The organism is Bradyrhizobium diazoefficiens (genome assembly GCF_016616235.1).
In the GTDB taxonomy this organism is placed as follows: domain Bacteria; phylum Pseudomonadota; class Alphaproteobacteria; order Rhizobiales; family Xanthobacteraceae; genus Bradyrhizobium; species Bradyrhizobium diazoefficiens_H.
Genome location: NZ_CP067100.1, coordinates 3,590,588 through 3,608,333, shown reverse-complemented (window position 1 = coordinate 3,608,333; position 17,746 = coordinate 3,590,588). Strand labels below are relative to the sequence as shown.

Here is a 17,746-nt window from a genome sequence, read left to right as displayed (position 1 = left end):
TGCAAGCTGGAGTGCCGTGGCAAGTGCGAGTGCAGCTGCCGGCGTGTTCCACGCAGGGAGGTGGCCGCGGCCCGATGGAGATTCGGCGTCAGGTAAGGTAGACTGGCACAGTCACCCGCATGTGGGGTCTGCCGATGCCGAAAAAGGGAATCACGGGCCACGACGACTGGGTTCTGACCGAAGCGCTTGCGACCGCGCTGGTCGCGCTGGAGCAGCTCGAACCCAAGCACCGGCCGAACGCGCATATGGACGACATCCGCAAGATGCTCGCCAACGGCAAGGAGCCGGCGGCGGTGCGCCTGCACCTCGCCCAGGCCAAGTGCCGGCTGTTTCCAGATCTCGATCCGCTGCAGATCTACCGGGAATACGGCATCGGCGAGGAATATGGCTGAAGGGAACGCGCGCGGTGTGCGGTCGCTTGGCTGCGATTTCAAGCGGTTGACGATCTAGCAGGCCCGCCCGCAGCCGACCCCGCGGTCACGTGACGAGCGCGGCAAGATTGATCTTGCCGTTGACGATCTTCTTTGGCGCTTGTCCTTCAGGTCGCCATCGCGCGGCAGGACTGGGCGCAGGAGCGGCACATCGCGACGCACTCGTCCATGCCGCCGATCCGCTCGCAATCGTCGGCGCATTCGCCGCAGATCTCCGCGCATTCGCCGCATGTATGCCGGTGGTGCGGCGTGTTGATCAGCATGAAATGCGCGGCCGTCCGGCACATCTCGGCGCAGGCCATCATCAGGCGGAAATGCTTGGGCTCGACGTGCTTGCCGCCGGTCTCGAGGCAGTGGTTCATCGCCGTGCCGAGGCAGGTCTGGTAGCAGCTCATGCAGAGCGCGATGCAGCGGGTCATGTCTTCGGATTGAGCCATCCGTTCTCTCCAGTTCCGCGTAGATGCCCCTCCGCTCGACGACCAACCCCGCGCGCCGCGCCCGGTTCCGCCGGTTACTGGCGAACCACCTCCAGGGGCAGATCGAATTGCGCAATGCACTGGTCCAGCTGCGTGACCGCGATGTCGAGATCTGGGAGCCGCTGCGGAGCGATCACCGCTGAAGCTTAACCGAAATCACACCATGGCCCGCGGCGAGAGACGCTTTGACGGAGATCCATTCAATTTGAAGCAACCGCTTAGCGGGATCGCGAACTGTCTCTGCCAGCCTTCCACCCGGAATCCGGTGGGGTGTGGGGATGACGAGATTCTGCAGAGAGCGACGAACCGCCAGACGGCTTGGCGCGTGGACAGTCGCGGCGACTGCCGCGGCCGCCGTGTTCGCCTGGGATGCTCTCCCGGCTCACGCCTTCCTCGCCCGTCCGGCGCTGTTCGCCGCGATCGGCTCGGCCACCAAGGCGCCGAGCGGATGGCTGCAGCTCTGCGCCGCCAATGCCGACGAATGCAAACCCTTGGCCGATCAGGCGCGCGATGTGACGCTCACGCCGGAACTGCTCGAGCAACTGTACCGGATCAACAAATACGTCAACGACCGCGTGACGTGGACCAGCGATGCCGAACTCTATGGAAAAACCGAGCGCTGGGCCTATCCGCTCGACCGGGGCGATTGCGAAGACATGGTCCTGCTCAAGCGCCGGCTGCTCGTGAAGACCGGTTGGCCGCAGGGCGCGCTGTTGATCACCATCGTCGAGGAGCGCGGCCAGAACAGGACGCGTCATGCCGTGCTGACCGTGCGGTCCAATCGTGGCGAAATGATCCTCGACAACCAGACGCCGGAAATCCTGTTCTGGTACGAGACGAACTATCGCTATTTGTCGCGACAGAGCGCAACAGATCCGAACGTCTGGGTGTCGTTCGGCCCCGAGCCGGCCAAACCGGCGGTTGACGTCGCGGTCGCGTCTTCGCCCTCGCCCCTTCCGCTGCCTCCCCCCTTGGGGATCAGGCCCTAACGCGCGATGAGATTAGGATAAATCGTTATCGCGCCTTAGGTGTTGTTTGAGCATGATCTTTTCGGAAAACCGCTGCGCACTTTTCCGGATCATGCCTTAGCCCTTCTCGGGACGCCGCAGCCGCGGCTCCTGACGCGCACGCAGCTCCTCCTCGTATTTCAGCTTCTCGAGCAGCATATCAGTGACAAGGCGCCGCAGTTGCGCGTTTTCGCGCTCCAGGCGCTGGATGGTATCCTTGGAGCCGGCATCGCGCGGAACGCTCGCGCCGCTGTCGATACTGCCGCCCGCACCATCCATCTCCGGCTCGGAAGATTTGAGCATCTTCTTCCAGCGATGATAGGTCATGATGCTTACGCCGAGCGCCTTTGATATCTCGCGCTGGGTCTTGCCTTTGGCCGCGAGTTGATCCGCCTGGGCCAGCTTGTCCGATATTTCCCGCGAATCATGTCTCCTGCCGACCATCTCGCCCTCTCCGGCCAATGTCCCCGCTTTGACCTTCGTAAAGCGGATTAGTTAACCTTTTCAACTTGCTAATGAAAGGTCGCGATAGGCTTGGCCCGAATTGTCCCAACAGTAAAGCCTTCCGCACCATCACCGCAGCGCCAATGGTTAATTTGCGCTTGCCCGATGCCCCCTGGCCGGAATCCCCATGGCCCTGTTAGCACACACTGGCGTCCTCCCAAAATTCCCTCCAGACTCAGCCGCCCTCACCCCCTGCAACCTGCATCGCAAATTCGACCAAGAATTTAAAGGAAAAATCGAAGCTGCGGCCAACGGCCGATCATGCGGCCGACTGTAGGGGCCGCCGCAGGTCGAGGCGAGGACGAGGCTGTACTACCTTGAGACGTTCTCAAGACAAAAAGCAGCTTTTGCGTTCAGTAGTAGCCGCTCTGGCCGTAGACGGTGTCGAGCGTCTCATGCCGGCCGAATACCCTGAGATCGACCTTGTTGAGGACCGCTCCGAGCAGCCGCTCGTGGATCTCGGGAGCTCCGAGCAGCTGCTGTCGCACCGTGTTCTTGCGCGACCTGCCCCACTCGATCACCTGGACATATGAATCGATCATGCTTGCGGTCCCCCGGACCTCTGCAACGGGACCGAGGGGCGGCAAATCGATGATGATGTAGTCGTACGTGTCCCGCAGTTCGTCGATCAGCAGCTTCAGGGATTCCGAGCCGAGCAGTTCGCTGCCGCGAACATCGCGGGGCCCGATGATCGTCGGCAGGAAGGCGAGCCCCCGCTCCGTACGGACGGCAGTCTGCAGCCCGATCGTTCCGGCGAGAACCTCGAGCAGGCCGCTCGTGGCGTCGGCAGCCATCGCACGGCTTATGGTCGGATTGCGAAGGTCGCCGTCGATCAGGATGACCTTCTTGCCGAGGTGCGCGACCAGTTCGGCGAGATTGCTGGCGATGGTCGACTTGCCTTCGTTCGGAGCCATCGAGAGCAAGCCGACGACCCTGCTGCGCTGGCCGGCGGTGCTGACGTCGACGGCAACCTTGATCGAACGCAATGATGCGGCAAACAGCGACGATGGATCGAGAACCGCCCGGCCGAACATCCCATCCGCGGCGGCCGGCGGCGCGACATCCTGCACGACGTTTCGTCGCCATGGCCTGGGCAAGCGCGACCGCGGCGGCGCGTCCAGAAGCGGCACGACGGCGAGACACTTGACCTGCAGCGTTTCCTGGACCTGCCGCCTGCTCCGGAACACCGGGTCGAGTGCCTCGCGCAGGCCGGCGACCGCAAGACTGAGAACAAGACCCATGACGGTTGCGAGTCCCAGGACGACGGAAGCACGCGGACTGCTCTTCTGCTTTGGCGCACCTGCCGCGCTGATGACGCGGGACTCGGTAATCGGAAATGATTGCTGCTGGATCGCTTCCATGTAGCGCTGGAGAAAACTGTCATAGATCGTATGGATCGCCTGGGCGTTGCTTTCGAGCTCGCGCAAGCCGATGCGTTCGCGGTTGGTGATCCGCGCGTCCGAGACCATGTCCGCGAGCTTGTCCTTGAGCGACTGTTCTCGCGCCGTTGCGATCTCGTACTCGCTCTTGGTGCTTTCCGCGATACGGCGCAGCTCGTCACTGACAGACTGGCGGATCTGCTCCATCTGAGCCCGCACGTTGATGGCGGCCTGATGATCGCTGCCGTAGCGTTGCGAGAGAAGACCCTCGCGCGCGGCCAGGTCGAGGTACTGGTTGCGCAGCCGGATGACGATCTCGCTTCGCAGCGAATCCACCACGGAGGCATCCGGAATCCCCATTTTGAGGACCTCCTGGATGCGATCGAGCCGTGCCTTCGCCTCGGTGCTCGCGGCACGCGCGGTACTCAGCTGACTCGAAATCTCCGCAAGCTGCTGCTCCTCCAGAGAGCGCGCGCTGGCGCTGGAGCCGCCGGCAGCAGGGGCGACAGCGATGTCGAAGATCTTGTTCTTTTCCTTGTAGTCGAGCACGGCGCGATCGACGGCGGAGACCTGCTCGCGCAGTTCCGTGATCCTGTCCTGAAGCCATTTGCTGGCCCGGCGCGTGGCCTGGTATTTCGATTCCAGCTGGTCGACGATGTAGGCCTCGGCGATCCCATTGGCGATCTGGGCGGCACGATCGGGACTGAGCGAAGTAAAGGCGATGTCGAGAACGTAGGTGCGGCCGACCCGAGTGATGATGCGCTGACGCAGCAACGTCACGAGGGCCTGGGACAGCCGGCTTTCGGCATTTTGCGCCGAATTGTCGGTCCCCCAGAGCCCCGCGCCGCTCCCCACGAACTCCGCGTCCTCAGTGAGGCGCATCTCCCTGACGACGGCGAGCCCGATGCCGTCGGATTTCAGCACTTCGACCTGGGTTTCGACCTGGGTGGTGTCGAGCGGCGTGTCGGCGAACGACACCTGCTGCTGTTGCATGACACGCAATTTGCTGGAGTCGATCAGCATCATCGCGTGCGCGGTGTAGCGCGCCGGCGTCGTCAGCAGATAGACGAGGCCAAGACCGACCGAGCAGGCCGAGACGATCAGAAAGACCAGATATTGACGCCGGATGAAGCCCCAGATCTGCTCGACCAGATCGGACACGGAGATGGTCCCGCCGAGACTCTCGCGGTCGATCTGATCGATTGGCTTGGCTGATATCGCCGTTCGGGTATCCATCGTTGTCCGCCGAGGATCCGCACCATTGGCGCAGCCTCGTCCAAATCCTCAACTTTCCGGCCGCATGACGTGCGGCCCGGGTCACCGGAGACGCTCCGCCGAAGCCGACCGTCCGGTCTCTACGCACAAGACGTATCGTCCGCCGCTTCGACGAAATAAAAGCTCCGATGCCGACGTCATCTTCGCGTCACAAGTATCAAGGCACATGCGATCGCTCCCGCTCCTCCGTCTCAAATAGATCGACCAAGCTCATCCATGGCCCGGCGTCATCGTCCCGTCGCAGCGATCGCAGCTCTCGTGGTGGCGCTCATTGGTCCAGGACAGTCGGTTTCAGCGGAACAGGTCAGCGAAGCCGCTCTCAACCGATGCCGGACGATTGCCGACGGTACCGAGAGGCTTCGCTGCTTCGAGAGCATCGAAGCAAGCCCCGATGCGCCTTCCGCACCGGCGGCCAATACCGATGCGACGTCCGATCCCGCGGCAATGGGAAAATGGAGATTGATCCGCACGCCGCATCCGCAGGGCGGCAAGGCCGCCGTCTCGATCGTTCACCCCGGCGAACCGGCAAGCTCGGACCGGGATTTCGCCGGCCTGATGCTTCGCTGCGGCGATCCGGGGGTGGAGGTGATGATCGCAGTCATCACGCCCTACGCGTCCCGCGATCGCCCGCTCGTGACGTTCAGGACCGGCGCCTCGGCACGCAGTTTCCGAGCAACGCCCGTCCCGCCGGGCGCTCTCGTCCTGCTACCTCCCGAGGCAGCCGAGCTCGCCCGGGACTTTTGGCCATCGGTCGAGGACGTGTCCGCTGTGATCGAAGCCCCGCCCCGCGCGGCGGTGAAGGGCCTCGTTCGCCTCGATGGCTTCCGGAACGCCCTCCGCGCGCTCACCGCAGGTTGCACGGCAAGAGCCTCGACCGGATCGGCCCGCTGAATACCTACCTGTCGATGAGATTGACCGTGTTGCGCCGCTCGGTCGCCAGCAGCACGCCGCGGTCGATCACCAAGCCGACGCGCGATGCGCCAATCACATTGTTCTCAACGACAACGTCACGCACGCCCGGATAGACCGGCGTTACGCCGGTGATCTCGATGTGGGAGTCGTTCTCCATCCGGTTGCCGCGCACGATCACGGCACGAACAAGAGGTGGTTGCTTCAGCATGTTCGGCGGTCGCACGGCCTGGACCGCGATCAGGGCTTCGCCGGACGCAATCGTGCGATCGGGACCGGCTTGGTACGCGTTGCCCTCGGTGATACGATTGTTGAGGATCTGAACCTGCCAGCTCGGCTGGAAATGGTGATAGATCAAGGCGCGGTCGAAGAAGCCTCCGGTCCTTGTGGCGACGTTGCCGGCCAGCACATGATTGAGGCCGGTGCCGTAGAACTGCGCGGCAACACCGACGTCCTCGAATGTGTTGTCGACGACCAGATAGTTCTGATGCATCTGGACCACGGTGACGATCGACGTCGCATCGAGCTCGACCGCGAGCTTGCGGTCGAGTGCAATCGACATCGGCTTGTCCGCGGCGGCCGGATCGAACCTTGCGACGCGCGCGAATTGGCCGGCCCCCCGCCCGTCCGCGACCATGACGACGGCGCCCGACCAGGTCGTTGCGATCACGCGCTCGTTCGCTGGCCCGGTCAGCGATAGCCGGTCCGGGGCAACGCTCAAGGCGGGGCCGAAATAGAAGCCGCCGCCTCCGTCGCTCGACACCGCTTCACGATCCCAGCCGTAGATCGCCTTGAAGACATTGTTGGCGAAGAACACATTCTCCGAACCGGTGACGTCGGGCGCAAGCGTATTGATCGAACCGCCGGTGCCCTGGAGATCGGCAGCCGTGACCGTGTTGTTCTCGAAAATGAAGCGATTTGAGCCGGTGAACGAGTTCCAGCCGAACCGGCCATTGTTGAGAACATTGCCGGAAATGACGGTGTTGCTTGCCTTGAGCAAATAGAGCGCTCGGCCCGATCCGACGACATCGCAATCTGTCACCGCGAGCTTGTCGCCCGTCAGCCGAATGGTGTCCAGCGATTGACCAAATTGCCGGTCGATCTTCTGCATCCGCTGAAAGGTTTGCTCGGGAGACATATGGCCGCGAAAGGCCGAGGCGCGAATGCGCACGCGACGGAGAGCGATCTCGGAGGCGCCCGGGATCGGCACACCGTTGAGAAAGCCACCGACAACGACATGACCATGTCTGGAGGTGTAGATCGTCAGATCCTCGATGGCGAAGTGCGATGTACCGCTAATCAGCGCTTCCGGCGGATCCTCCACATCCTGCCAGACCAGATTGACGAGATCCGTACGCTCGCCCCTGAGGGTCACATGGGATGGGATCATGAGCGGGCCCGTTATCAGATACCGCCCCCGCGGAAGGTAGACGACGCCGCCGCTCTGCTGGGCCGCACTGATCGCCGCTTTGATCGCCCGCGTTGCGTTAATGACGCCATCGCCGAGTGCACCATATTCGCGGACGTTGAAGATCGCAGGTGTCTCCGTTGCGGCGGGAACGACGTGAATGCGTTCTACGTCGACGAAATCATCGTCGATGCCGTCGCCGTTCGAGAGCCGCACGCGATAGTCGCCTGGTGCTACCGTGTCGGGCAGACGGAAGCTCCCGTTCCAGAGATTCCCTCCACCCGGCCTCAATGTGACCGGCTGGCCCGCGCGTTCCGGAACCAGAACGAGTTTCGCCTGGTCCGGCCGCCGCACGATATTGCGTCCGAACACGCGCACGGTTCCGCCGGGCGACACCGCGTCGCCGAGGCTCGCCTGCATCCAATAGACGGTTGGCCGGTTGAGGCGGCCAGAGATTTCGCCTTGGGGATAAGTTAACGTGAAGCGATAGATCCCCGGAGCAAATTCCTTGGGAACGACGAACTTCAGGGATTGCGCGTCCTTCTGGATCAACTCCACCGACCGCGGCGCAGCGGCTTGCCCTGTCGCACCGTCTGGAACGCGGCTGATGCTAGTCGCGGTGACTGCATCAAGTTGTGCGCCGGTGACGATCACCGTATCGTCCGGCCCAACGGGATCGCTGTACCAGAACATCTGCGGCTGCGCGGCCGCACCCGCAACCGTGAGCACCATCAGCGCGAGTGCGATGCAGACCGATCGAAACATGCAATTACGTCCCCGGTACCGCCCTGCGACGTCCGTGACGACGTGCGAACGGCCTGCCAAAAGGTAAAGTTCTATTTCCGGGTGACGGCGAGCATCGATTTGGCCAGCGGAGGAATTCGTCCGACGCGGTGGAACTGGACGTCACGGAGACCTGCCTCCTCGAGAAGCATCCGAAGGGTCTTGTACGACCAGAACTTGATATGGCCGTGATCCCACAGGGCCGTAAAATGGTGGTCGAGCTTGCCCGTGACGGCCATCGTCAGGTTCTTCCAGTATCCGTGATAGGGCGTGCTGATGATCGCGGTGCCGCCCGGCTTGAGCAGACTGCAAACGGTCGCAGCGTATTTACGCGGATTGTAGAGGTGCTCGACGACTTCGAGGCTGACGACGAAGTCGAACTGGCCATATTTTTCCGACAATGCATCGTAGGCCGAGCCGCGATCGATCTGAAGATGCGGATATTTTTCGCGCGCATACCGGATGCCGGACTCGGAGGGATCGACGCCGACCACCGAATGACCGCGGCGGTGCAACTGCTCGGCGACCGCCCCGTTGCCGCAACCGAGATCCATGATCCGGGTACCCTTCCTGCCGCCGCGCTCTTCAAGGACGGCAAGCACGCACGGAAGAAGAATGTCGTGCGATACGTCCAGCTCCGCATCGTCAAAGGTGTATCCAGAGATCGATTCGAGCTGTTCCATACGCATCTCCTAACCGTTGTGCGGCCACACCCCGTCGCGGCAGCAGGACACGATCGGCGAGCGCCGATCCGCCTACGGTACGCCCAATAGACGTAGCCATGGACGTTGCCGCGAAATCATAACATCGCATCACACACCGGACAGTCGATTCACGTAAATCATGTTATCGACGAGACGCTTCCCCGTGGTCCCTGGACCAGGGATCACGACCGACGGCACAGGATGCGGGTCAGCACCGCCAAAATGATCATCTCGACGAAAGTCAGCGAGACCACTGAGCCCAGCGAGCCGCGGACGAGAATCGGCGCCGAGGCCATGAAGACGAACGCACGCAAATCCATCCCGTGCACAAGGACCGCCCGCTTGGTCCCGAAAAACGTGAGCAGGAAGGAGACCATGACCGCGCCGATGACGACGCCGGACATGCCAAGGTCGGCATAGAAGTCGCCGGCCACGAAGCCCGACAGGTTCGGTATTGCTGCCGCCCCAAGATCGGCCAGAACGGTCCCCATGTCGCTGGCGAGAACCGTCTCCTTGGCCGGCCAAAGGCTGCGCGGCACGAAGAACAACACCAGACCAACCGTCTTCCATCCCCAGAAGAAGTCCGACAATTCCAGATATCGCACTTCGTAAACGAGCATGTCGAGAACATCGAGGCCGGGAATCGTGAGCACGCTGGAGAAGTCGACGACTTCGATGGCCTCGGCGAGCGAGGCGCCGGATCTCGAGGTGAGATTGAGCATCGGCATGACGACCACGAGGCCGATCAGCACGCCCAGATAGAATGTCCTGATGCCGAGTTTCCCGGAGATAAAAACCAAAACGATCGGCAACCAGGCGATGAGAAAAACGAACCGCGCCGTATTGTACGGATTCTGGGCGACAAAGAGCAAGGCAAGCGCGAGGGAAGCCCAAATGACGACAGACGGGCCGGCGTTTCGCCGATGAGGCATGCACTTCGCATAGACCGCGATCAGGAGACAAGCGACCATCTCCAGCGCCAGCGCTGCGAGTCCCACAGTACCCATGGCACCATCGTCGGACAATTCCTTGGAATACCGATCGGCCAGGACGTTCCCCATGCCTCCCTGACTGACCGCGAAAACGGCGAAGCCGAGTACGCCGAGGACAAACAGGACAGGCAAGGCGCTGTCCCTCAACCTGTAGCGTGCGGGCTCCGCCGCCGGTACGAGCCGCCTGACCAGAATGCTGGTGACGGTCGCGGTCAGGACGAAAAGTAAGATGATGCCGAAGGCCGTTGCGATCTCCGCGCTGGTAAAAAATAACCCTGTGACCGGTCCTTCATTCTCGAAATGTCCGAACCTGAGAGTTTGACAGGGCGCGATGACGAAGAACACGAACATCAGCAGCCAGAGCATGTCCTCGACGGTGGCGTAGGGTCCTGCTATTCGCGAGACGTTGTAACAGCAGATCAGGAAGCACGGGACCGTCAGCACGACTACGAATTTGTCGGCTGCGAACGGCACGTTGAGTGTGTAGTATCCAAAGAAGAAGCTGAGCCTCATGAGCGTCGCGGTGGTAACGAGCCGATGTCTTTGGAGGGCTCTCGGCCGGTCGGCGAGGCTGCGCAGCCCTGTGCTCGCTGCCGCAGTCACGGCCGCTGCCCGATCGCCGCAATCTGCGGCTTCGATCTGCCCAGCCGCAGCGCGAGCAGCAGGATGCCGAGCAAGGTCGACAAGATGTCGGCCACGACGAAGGCATACACGCCCAGCCTGTCCAGAAAGACGTAGCTGGCCGCAACCCCGACCAGGTGGAAGATCGCGATGTCCAGGGCAAGGCCCTCATAGGCCCCCGTTGCAGCCAGCCCCTGCATCATCATGATCACCGCGGTGACTGTCAGAATGGCCGGGGAAAACGCGCTCAGAAGCGGCGCAACCGCGCTGAAGCGGCTCTCCGGGAATCCTGCCGCGACCAGTCCCGCCGCCGACACCGCCACCGTGAAGGCAATTCCCGTAGCGGCCACCAATTTCTGCGCCCGGAATACTGTCGCCAGCGGATTTTCGTTATGACCCGACATGCACGCAACAAGGGTCGGGAATTCGACCCGCTGCACGAAGGCGACGATCTGAAGCGCTCCCGTGACGATCTGCTTGGCATAGAGAAAAAGCGCCGTCGTCTCGGGACCGAACCAAGCCGCGCTCAGGACTACTTGGGCCCGGCCGTAGAGTTGTGCTGGCAAGTGGACACAGAGCATGGCCCCGCCTTCCCGTGCCGCCCTTCGCAGGCCGCGCAGCGTCGTGGTGCGGGCATGCGGCCGCCAGCCGAGTTTGCCGAGCGCGATCCACTGCATTGCGACCATGAGCAAGCATCCGGCCGCGAATGCCGCGCCGAGAGCCGCGCCCGCGGCTTCCGGCGAGGCGTATCTTGCGGCAATGACCAGAACGAGAGCCGAACTCGCGTAAGGGAACGCCGCGCTCATCCCGCTGAGACCGCTGAGCTTGAATCCGTCCAGCAATCCCGCCGCGTTGCAGGCCACGACCAGTAAGCCGGGCGCCGCAAACAGCGCATAGTTGCGGGAAAATCCGTCCGGGGCGAAAGCAAGCGCGTAGATGCCTGCGGCGACGACCAGAGCCATCGCCAGCAGCATTCGAAACACGCCCGTGTCCCAAAATGCTTTCGAGAGCTCCTGAGCGCCCGTCTCACGGGAGGAAGATGCCGCGTGACGTGCCAGCGTGGTGCTCGAACCAGCATCGACCACGAGGCTGCCGAGGACGGCGAACAGAAAATGAGTCCCGAAGGAGGCGAGCAAGCGATACTCGCCGGCGGCAATCAACCAGGTCTGGGCAAGGAACACGGCTCCCTGCCCGAAGCCGTAGCCGCCGAACAGGAGGCCGATATTGGCGGCCGACGACAACCGTGCCTTCACTGGCAATTCCTGTTCCCGCATTGATCTGGAACGATCGACGAAATCGCTGACGCGCTCGGCCGATCGCGTTCTTCCGCCGCCGTTCGGCGCGACCGCCGAGTGCGCGGTCAGTTCGGCGCCTTCACCTTGGCACCCTCAGTCGGCGTCCTGGCGGCCTGATCCTGCGGCTGCTCGGGAAGGTCCAGCCGCTCGATCTTTGCTTCCGAGCGCAGCTTCTCCATAGCCGCGAGCTGAGCCTTTCGCCCGACAACGGCTGCGAACCGCTCCCGCACGGTGTCAAAGTCCAACGGCTTTCGCGTCTGCTTGTCCTCGACCTTGAGAACCTCCCAGCCCTGCTCGGTCCGGATCGGAGCCGAGGTGCTTCCGACCTCGGTCGCGAACGCGACTTTCGCAATTTCCGGCTTCATCTGCTGGCGGCCCTGATAGGCCGCTTCCTTGAGCGTGGCGGGCACAGACGTTCCCGTCATGTCCTCGGCGACCTTGGTGAACTCCTCGCCCTTCTTGATGCGGGCGACCGCCTCGTTGGCGCGATCCTCTGCGGCCTTGACCGCTTTTTCGTCGTTGGCGGCATCGACCTTGAACAGCATGGTCCGCATGCGGATCTGGGGCTCGGCCGAATCCTTGACCGCCTGATCATATAACGCGTGAACCGCATCGTCCGTGACCGCAGTACGCGCGACGTCGCCCAGCCAGCTCTCCATCAGCGCTTTCTTGCGCAGGAACTCGACGTTGCGCTGCAGGGCAGCCTCGTCGATTTTGAGATCCTTCTTCTGCGCATCCTTCGACATCAACGCGACGTCGATGAGGTATTGCACAAGGAAGTCGTGGCGCGCCTTTGGATCCAATCCCTTCAGGTCATGCACGAACATCTGCTGCGCCAATTCGTAGTCGCGGGCATCAATGACCATGTCGTCAACCCTGGCGACGACCAAGTCGCTGACCTTGGCGAGGACCGTGTCGCTTGACTGGGCGTAGCCCGGTCCGCTCGCAGACCAGAGGCTCGTCGCGACTGCGAGTCCCACCACCATTCGAGAATACACGCCAGACGGCTGCTGGCGACGACCACGATAGAGAACCATCATACCCTCGATCAGATTTCGAATTGCATCATCGTGGCTGCGCGGTAGCGGCGTCGGAACACGAGGCCCCTGCAAGCGCAACCGGTCGTGCCGCTCGGCATGACCAGGATGCGTCTGTAGTGATCCAAGCCTGACGCTAATATAATGTGGACAAGAATGATTTGTGACTATCGACTCCGTGATGTTATCCACTCACCATCGACGGCGTCGGCGCGACACGAAAATCGGATGTCGCGACAATTGGATCGCGTGAAAATTGCCGATGCGGGCGCGACGCGGCTCGCAGAAAAGCAAGGCGAACGCGGCAACATTTCGCTCTCAATGCCATCACGAAACCTCAAAACGGCGCACGCCAAGTCAGCGCAAACGACGTCAGCGCAAACGATGCGCGGCTCGCATATCATTCAATCATGTTATCTAGTTCACAAATGTAACGTTAAAACATAACAAAGTCTGACTAGGGTCCGCCGCGCCCGATACGATGCCCGTTGGGGGAGAAGGTCGGGAGTTTGAGAAATTGAACAGGAGTCTCTAATGAGAAACTGGAAAGCGTATTTGCTGGCCTCGGCTGCCATCGGCACCTGCGGTCTGGCTGCACCAGCCGAAGCTCAGCTGGTTTACGCGGGAGGCGCGTCGTTCCCGGCACCGGTATATCGTAATCTCTTCGACTGCCACTCGGTTCAAGTCGACGGCAATCCCGCCGGCCCGACCTGGCCCTATCCCGGTGGTGCGTTCGAGCCCGCCTATCCGATCAACCCGGCCTGCCCGAGCTCGACCGGCGACAACAGCGGTCTGTTCATGCAGATCCTCTACGTTCCGGTTGGCTCTGGCGGTGGCAAGCGCGCGCTGATCGCCCATGACGGCTCCTCCAACAGCACCGGCTTCGGCACTGCGCCCCCCGTTCACCTGCCCTACGTCTCCGGCTGGATTCCCGGCTGGACCGACAAGTACGGCTATCCGTCGGTGCAGTTCATCGGCAGCGACGACGTCTGGAACGCGGCTGACGCGGCGAACTATGTTGCTTCGGGCAACCAGGCCAAGTACGGCAACATCATCCAGATGCCGGCTCTGGCTGGCGCCGTCGTGATCGCGTTCAACGGCAAGGACGGCAACGGTACGCCGCTCAACATCCAGAACGCGGTTCCCGCTGGTGCAACCGCCGACAAGACCACGTTCGGCTATCCGGGCAACTACTCCGGTCTGAACCTGACCCGCAAGGCGCTGTGCGGCATCTTCACCGGCCACATCACCGCCTGGAACGACCCCGAGCTCAAGAAGTCCAACAACAACGTTGCCCTCGGCACCGGCACGATCACGGTCGTCCACCGCGCCGACGGCAGCGGCACCAACTTCCTCTTCGTCAATGCCCTCTATCGTCAGTGCCAGGGCGTCACCGGCCCGCTCAACACGGCCGATGCGCTCGGTTCGTCCCCGAGCACTCGCTCGTGGGAGTTCCGCTTCAGCGACCGCACCAAGGCGGCCTGCCCCGACGCTCTCTATCGCGCAAGCAACCTCATCAACTGGCCAGATTTCGGCAACGACCTCTGCACGCCGGCTGTGCCGCTCAACAACAATCCGGGCGGCGGCACGTTCGTTGGTGCCAGCACCAACGGCGGCGTGAAGACCACGATCGAGGCCACCAACGGTGCGATCGGCTACTCCACCACCGACTTCGCGCAGCCGGTCCTTTCGACCGGCATGAAGGTCGCCAACATCCAGTCGCAGTATGACGTCGACAACAACACGGGCGCCTTCCAGTGGCCCTCGCCGACCCGCATCAAGAACTCGATGGCTGCCGTCAGCCCCATCCTGCCGGACGCCAACGCGATCGCCAACCCGCTGAACTGGAGCTCGCAGTCTGAGGTTCCGAACCCCGCCACGCCGAATTCGTATCCGATTGCTGGCTTCACCTGGCTGGACTTCTATCAGTGCTACAGCCAGACCCGTGACTCGGGCCTCGGCCTCGGCACGTTCCAGAACATGATGAACTACATCGGGTTCCACTACTACGACACGGCCGCCACTGCGATTCTCAACTCGCAGGGCTTCGCCGCGATCCCGAACGCCTGGCGCGACCCGATCATCCCGCTCATCACGGGCGGCCCGTCGATGATGGGTAATGCCGGCGACTCGAGCAACCCGGTCTGCTCGACCAGGCAGGGCGCCTGATCTAGCGCTCAAGGCCTCCATCAAACGATGGCACGTGCACCCGGCTTCGGCCGGGTGCATTTTTTTTCGCGCCCCACATGAGCAAATGCATCGCGCCGGCCGGCCGCGATGACGCCGTGCACTCGGCCGCGCGCCTGCGCGCGCGCAGACCGCGAAAGACGAATCCCGGTGAGATGATGACTAGGACAGGCGGATTGAAATCTCGGCTGCCAGCCCGTGCACAAAGGGAGGGAAGATCATGTTGGCATGGGTCCCGTCGACTTCGACCACTTCGAGTTCGGGTACCTTCGGTCGCCAGGTATCGACGGGATCGACGAGATCCCGCTTGGCCGATTCCCACGACTTGAACAGGACGACGGGAAAGTCGACCACGGGTGGCACGTAGCGCTCATAGGCCTCGAGCGCGAGGTCCTTGACCACCTTGATCCTCTCGTCGAGTGAGGATTCGTAATAGCGCGTGAATTCGGCATTGTAGGTGAACTGACCGATCAGGCGACGGATCAGCGGGCGGACGATATTGAGCAAGGTCTCCAGGCGCTGCCCCGGCGGAGCCTCAAACAATCCCCACACGCGCAGTTGCGAACGCCGGGCCGCGTATCGCAGCCGCGTCGTGAGCGACCAGTGTCTTTCCACGACGTTGGTGTCGATGAGGCCGATTAATCCCAGCTTGCGATTGTCCGAGCGCAGGGCCCTTGCCATCTCGATCGCGATCTCACCGCCCATCGAGTATCCAACAAGGTTGACCGGATCGGTCCGATCACCGCCGAGATGCTTGACGAACAAGGCTGCGGTCGCCTCGATGGATTCGAAACGCGGCGTGTCGCCCTCGAAGCCGGGTGGCTGGAATCCCCAAATCTTGCCGGGGAACGGCGACGCCCGCGCCAGCGCCACGACTTCAAACAGAGTCCCGCGAACGCCGGCGATCAGATAGAGCGGCGGACGATCGTCGCCATCCTTCAGAAGCAGCAACGGCGACGGCTCGGGCCATCGATCCGTCACGATGGCCTGCGCAATGGCCTCCGGTGTGCCCAGCCTTAACGCAGTCCCGATCGGTATCCTCTTGCCGAGCGACCATTCGATCTCATCCAGCAAACGAACCACCCGCCTGACGCCGATCCCGATGTGGCGCAGATCCGGATTCGCCTGCTGCCCCTTCGGGCCCGTCGTGCGCTGCCAGATCGCGAGGACCGTCTCCTGAACTGAAAATGATGGCTCTATCGGCGCTGCCCCGACTTGTGCGTTGGGTGTCATTGCATCGCTCATCGTCGCATTCCTTCCGGCGAACCGCCCAGCCCCCGGTTTGCGCGGCCTTGCCGTCTGTCGCGATGCCGTCGGCGCGCCCCGCAAATGTCGCCAGCGCACCGTGATGGCAGCCCTCGTTGACAGTCTGATGAATCCTGCCGTGCCGCCCGGCCGGCGGCATCCAGCGCAACCGCTTGATACGGCGGCAATCAATTTGGTATCGCTCGCCGGTCCATATATCGTATGGATCATATTCGGATGTGAAGCCACCGATGAAGTCATCATTGCGCGTTCTCGAGATCATAGCATCCGTCGATCCCTGCGGTGGCGGGGCCATCGAGGGCCTGCTGCGTCAGGCGGAGAGCCGGCGTGCGTTCGGAATGGAAACGCATATCGTCAGTCTGGACGGTCCAGACGACCCCTGGGTCTGCGAATGTCCCGTGCCGACCTTCGCAGTCGGGAGCGGCAGGCTGAGCCATCCATCCGGTCCCTTGAACTGGCTGTGGACCCACTACGGATATGCGCCCAAATTCGTGCCATGGCTCAGATCGCATGTCGGCGACTATGATATCGCGGTGGTCAACGGACTTTGGAATTATTCAACGCTCGGATCGCGCCAGGTCCTGTCGCGATCCGGCGTTCCCTATGTCGTGTTTGCGCATGGCATGCTGGATCCATGGGCGCGCGGGAGCTTGAAGCATGCAATGAAGCAGGCGCTGTGGGCTTTCTCCGAGGGCCCGTTGTTGAAGCAGGCCAACGCCGTGCTGTTCACCACGGAAGACGAGATGATCCGCGCCCGCAACACGTTCTGGCCATATCGCGCCCGTGAACGAATTGTCGGTTATGGGACCGCGGACATTCGCGGTGATCGCGAACAACAGATCGGCGCGTTTCGCAAATCCCTGCCTGCCCTCGGCGAGCGGGCATTTCTGCTGTTTCTCGGCCGCATCCATCCCAAGAAGGGCTGCGACCTGCTGATCGCGGCCTTCGCCGAGATTGCGGCCGCGAACCCCGAACTCGATCTGGTCATCGCAGGCCCGGATCAGGTCGGATGGCGGAGCGAGCTCGAGGCCCAGGCACGCGCGGCCGGCATTGAACGTCGTATCCATTGGCCCGGCACGGTGTTCGGCGACGTCAAATGGGGCGCCTTGCGCGCCTGCGATGCTTTCGTGCTGCCATCACATCAGGAGAACTTCGGCGTTGCGGTTGCCGAGACCCTTGCGGCCGGCAGGCCGGTCCTGATCACCGACAAGGTCAACATCTGGCGTGAAGTCGTCTCGGATGCCGCCGGACTGGTCTCGACCGATGACGCTGCCGGCGTTGGCGACATGTTGGCGCGCTTCGTGTCGCTGCCTCAGTCGGAGAAGAACGCGATGGGCAAGGCCGCCCGCGACTGCTTTCTGGATCGCTTCGAGATCAGCATTCCGGCCAAGCAACTTGGCCGGGTGCTCTCCGAGATTGCGACAGCTCGCACCCAGACTCCGGGGATGGCTGCGCGAGCGATCTCGTAGCCG

Annotated in this window: 14 protein-coding genes; 5 read left to right on the top strand and 9 right to left on the bottom strand. The window is 62.5% G+C overall.

All coding sequences use genetic code 11. The features are described from left to right. The first annotated feature begins 134 nt into the window (after nucleotides 1-134). The gene (locus JJB99_RS17080; RefSeq protein WP_246775278.1) at nucleotides 135-392 is read left to right on the top strand and encodes a hypothetical protein; all 258 of its coding nucleotides are present in this window, start codon (nucleotides 135-137) and stop codon (nucleotides 390-392) included. Between the two features lie 146 nt (nucleotides 393-538). Here JJB99_RS17080 and JJB99_RS17075 read toward each other — a convergent pair whose 3' ends face one another. Further along, nucleotides 539-868, bottom strand: coding sequence for a four-helix bundle copper-binding protein (locus tag JJB99_RS17075; RefSeq protein WP_200499811.1), 330 nt, complete (start codon nucleotides 866-868; stop codon nucleotides 539-541). 317 nt (nucleotides 869-1,185) lie between these two features. Here JJB99_RS17075 and JJB99_RS17070 point away from each other — a divergent pair, with 317 nt between their 5' ends. Further along, nucleotides 1,186-1,896 (top strand): transglutaminase-like cysteine peptidase, encoded by a 711-nt coding sequence (locus JJB99_RS17070; RefSeq protein WP_200499810.1) that lies wholly within the window; start codon nucleotides 1,186-1,188, stop codon nucleotides 1,894-1,896. Between the two features lie 96 nt (nucleotides 1,897-1,992). On the opposite strand, the gene JJB99_RS17065 is transcribed toward JJB99_RS17070, so the two are convergent. Continuing rightward, nucleotides 1,993-2,358, bottom strand: coding sequence for a helix-turn-helix domain-containing protein (locus JJB99_RS17065; protein ID WP_200499809.1), 366 nt, complete (start codon nucleotides 2,356-2,358; stop codon nucleotides 1,993-1,995). A 413-nt stretch (nucleotides 2,359-2,771) separates the two neighbouring features. Further along, the gene (locus tag JJB99_RS17060; RefSeq protein WP_200499808.1) at nucleotides 2,772-5,033 is read right to left on the bottom strand and encodes an AAA family ATPase; all 2,262 of its coding nucleotides are present in this window, start codon (nucleotides 5,031-5,033) and stop codon (nucleotides 2,772-2,774) included. A gap of 297 nt (nucleotides 5,034-5,330) precedes the next feature. Here JJB99_RS17060 and JJB99_RS17055 point away from each other — a divergent pair, with 297 nt between their 5' ends. After that, nucleotides 5,331-5,963, top strand: a complete 633-nt coding sequence (locus tag JJB99_RS17055; RefSeq protein WP_200499807.1) for a hypothetical protein — start codon at nucleotides 5,331-5,333, stop codon at nucleotides 5,961-5,963. A 4-nt stretch (nucleotides 5,964-5,967) separates the two neighbouring features. On the opposite strand, the gene JJB99_RS17050 is transcribed toward JJB99_RS17055, so the two are convergent. From JJB99_RS17050 to JJB99_RS17030, 5 genes are all read right to left on the bottom strand, one after another. Further along, nucleotides 5,968-8,154: a glycosyl hydrolase family 28-related protein gene (locus JJB99_RS17050; RefSeq protein ID WP_200499806.1), complete on the bottom strand. Its 2,187-nt coding sequence runs from the start codon at nucleotides 8,152-8,154 to the stop codon at nucleotides 5,968-5,970. A 71-nt stretch (nucleotides 8,155-8,225) separates the two neighbouring features. Continuing rightward, nucleotides 8,226-8,855, bottom strand: coding sequence for a class I SAM-dependent methyltransferase (locus tag JJB99_RS17045; RefSeq protein ID WP_200499805.1), 630 nt, complete (start codon nucleotides 8,853-8,855; stop codon nucleotides 8,226-8,228). A 203-nt stretch (nucleotides 8,856-9,058) separates the two neighbouring features. Further along, nucleotides 9,059-10,234: a hypothetical protein gene (locus JJB99_RS17040; protein WP_200499804.1), complete on the bottom strand. Its 1,176-nt coding sequence runs from the start codon at nucleotides 10,232-10,234 to the stop codon at nucleotides 9,059-9,061. A gap of 233 nt (nucleotides 10,235-10,467) precedes the next feature. Then, nucleotides 10,468-11,742 (bottom strand): hypothetical protein, encoded by a 1,275-nt coding sequence (locus JJB99_RS17035; protein WP_200499803.1) that lies wholly within the window; start codon nucleotides 11,740-11,742, stop codon nucleotides 10,468-10,470. Between the two features lie 107 nt (nucleotides 11,743-11,849). Beyond that, on the bottom strand, nucleotides 11,850-13,013 hold the full coding sequence (locus JJB99_RS17030) for a peptidylprolyl isomerase (protein WP_200499802.1): 1,164 nt from the start codon (nucleotides 13,011-13,013) through the stop codon (nucleotides 11,850-11,852). Between the two features lie 342 nt (nucleotides 13,014-13,355). Between JJB99_RS17030 and JJB99_RS17025 the strand changes: the two genes are divergently transcribed. After that, nucleotides 13,356-14,990 carry a substrate-binding domain-containing protein gene (locus tag JJB99_RS17025; protein WP_200499801.1) on the top strand — a complete coding sequence of 545 codons (1,635 nt, stop codon included), beginning with the start codon at nucleotides 13,356-13,358 and terminating at the stop codon, nucleotides 14,988-14,990. Between the two features lie 180 nt (nucleotides 14,991-15,170). Here the strand turns inward: JJB99_RS17025 and JJB99_RS17020 are convergent, their stop codons facing one another. Beyond that, nucleotides 15,171-16,253, bottom strand: a complete 1,083-nt coding sequence (locus JJB99_RS17020; RefSeq protein ID WP_210347645.1) for an alpha/beta fold hydrolase — start codon at nucleotides 16,251-16,253, stop codon at nucleotides 15,171-15,173. Between the two features lie 251 nt (nucleotides 16,254-16,504). Here JJB99_RS17020 and JJB99_RS17015 point away from each other — a divergent pair, with 251 nt between their 5' ends. Beyond that, the gene (locus JJB99_RS17015; RefSeq protein WP_246775277.1) at nucleotides 16,505-17,743 is read left to right on the top strand and encodes a glycosyltransferase; all 1,239 of its coding nucleotides are present in this window, start codon (nucleotides 16,505-16,507) and stop codon (nucleotides 17,741-17,743) included. Nucleotides 17,744-17,746 lie beyond the last annotated feature (3 nt).

Excerpts from the sequence above, each read along its gene's own strand:
- JJB99_RS17080 (WP_246775278.1), top strand. The coding sequence starts at position 135 with ATGCCGAAAAAGGGAATCACGGGCCACGACGACTGGGTTCTGACCGAA.
- JJB99_RS17075 (WP_200499811.1), bottom strand. The coding sequence starts at position 868 with ATGGCTCAATCCGAAGACATGACCCGCTGCATCGCGCTCTGCATGAGC.
- JJB99_RS17070 (WP_200499810.1), top strand. The coding sequence starts at position 1,186 with ATGACGAGATTCTGCAGAGAGCGACGAACCGCCAGACGGCTTGGCGCG.
- JJB99_RS17065 (WP_200499809.1), bottom strand. The coding sequence starts at position 2,358 with ATGGTCGGCAGGAGACATGATTCGCGGGAAATATCGGACAAGCTGGCC.
- JJB99_RS17060 (WP_200499808.1), bottom strand. The coding sequence starts at position 5,033 with ATGGATACCCGAACGGCGATATCAGCCAAGCCAATCGATCAGATCGAC.
- JJB99_RS17050 (WP_200499806.1), bottom strand. The coding sequence starts at position 8,154 with ATGTTTCGATCGGTCTGCATCGCACTCGCGCTGATGGTGCTCACGGTT.
- JJB99_RS17045 (WP_200499805.1), bottom strand. The coding sequence starts at position 8,855 with ATGGAACAGCTCGAATCGATCTCTGGATACACCTTTGACGATGCGGAG.
- JJB99_RS17040 (WP_200499804.1), bottom strand. The coding sequence starts at position 10,234 with ATGCTCTGGCTGCTGATGTTCGTGTTCTTCGTCATCGCGCCCTGTCAA.
- JJB99_RS17025 (WP_200499801.1), top strand. The coding sequence starts at position 13,356 with ATGAGAAACTGGAAAGCGTATTTGCTGGCCTCGGCTGCCATCGGCACC.
- JJB99_RS17020 (WP_210347645.1), bottom strand. The coding sequence starts at position 16,253 with ATGAGCGATGCAATGACACCCAACGCACAAGTCGGGGCAGCGCCGATA.
- JJB99_RS17015 (WP_246775277.1), top strand. The coding sequence starts at position 16,505 with ATGAAGTCATCATTGCGCGTTCTCGAGATCATAGCATCCGTCGATCCC.